We start from the raw sequence: 943 nt of genomic DNA, 5'->3' as shown, positions 1-943 counted from the left end.
CGACAATGCTCTTAGTCATGGTGCGGCAATGGCTTTTTATGCCACCACATCGCTGGCGCCAATCTTGCTGATTGTGGTCGCAATCGCAGGTCTCGCTTTCGGGCATGATGCCGCACAGTTGGCTTTGTCTGCCGAGATCTCGGGTCTGATGGGGCCGGAAAGCGCGGGTCTCCTTCAAACCGCGCTCGAGAGCGCATCCAGTAAAACCTCCGGGACCTGGGCGACCGTCATTGGCATGGTCACCTTGTTCGTGACCGCTTCTGGCGTCTTTGGCGAAATGCAGCAGTCGCTGAACACGATTTGGAAGGTCGAACCGCAGGGGAGTTCGTTGTCGCGTCTGGTGCGGGCACGTGCAGCGAGTTTGGGTTTGGTCGCTGCACTCGGTTTCATGCTGCTCGTATCTCTCGTAGCGAGCGCGGTGATCTCGGCGCTGAGTAACATCATCAACGCTTACCTGCCGTTCGGCACGGTCGTTCTCGGTGTGATCAACGCGGCTATTTCGTTTGTCCTGATCTCTGCGATGTTCGCGGCCATCTACAAAGTGTTGCCTGATCGAACGCTCGAATGGCGCGATGTCGGGATCGGCGCCGTGGTGACGGCTGCGCTGTTCACGCTCGGAAAATCACTTATCGCCTGGTATATCGGCACCAGCGCGATCGCGTCCTCATATGGCGCCGCCGGCGGGCTGCTCGTCATACTGCTCTGGGTCTACTACTCGTCGGAAATTTTCCTTCTCGGCGCGGAATTCACCCGCGCCTATTCCATTCGAAAGGGCAGCAGGTCCGATCTGGGTCCTGTGGTTCGCTACGCCTTGCCCTCAAAACACGTCGTTCCGTTTCGGGCAGAGCAGGAGGTCAACGCTTCTGGCGTCGTCGCGCTGATAGCGATGGCGTGCGTGAGTGCAGTGATGACCATCCTTATGCTGGGTCCTCGCCGGCAGTAA

At 58.6% G+C, this 943-nt stretch carries 1 protein-coding gene; it reads left to right on the top strand.

The features are described 5' to 3' along the window. A partial coding sequence (locus JT360_RS33190) for a YihY/virulence factor BrkB family protein (RefSeq protein WP_214477687.1) occupies window positions 1-943 on the top strand: 943 nt, incomplete at its 5' end.

The sequence above is a fragment of the Mesorhizobium sp. dw_380 genome (assembly GCF_018588885.1).
Classification (GTDB): Bacteria; Pseudomonadota; Alphaproteobacteria; order Rhizobiales; family Rhizobiaceae; genus Mesorhizobium.
Note: the sequence above shows the minus strand (reverse complement) of the source record. Positions and strands in the feature narration are given on the sequence as shown.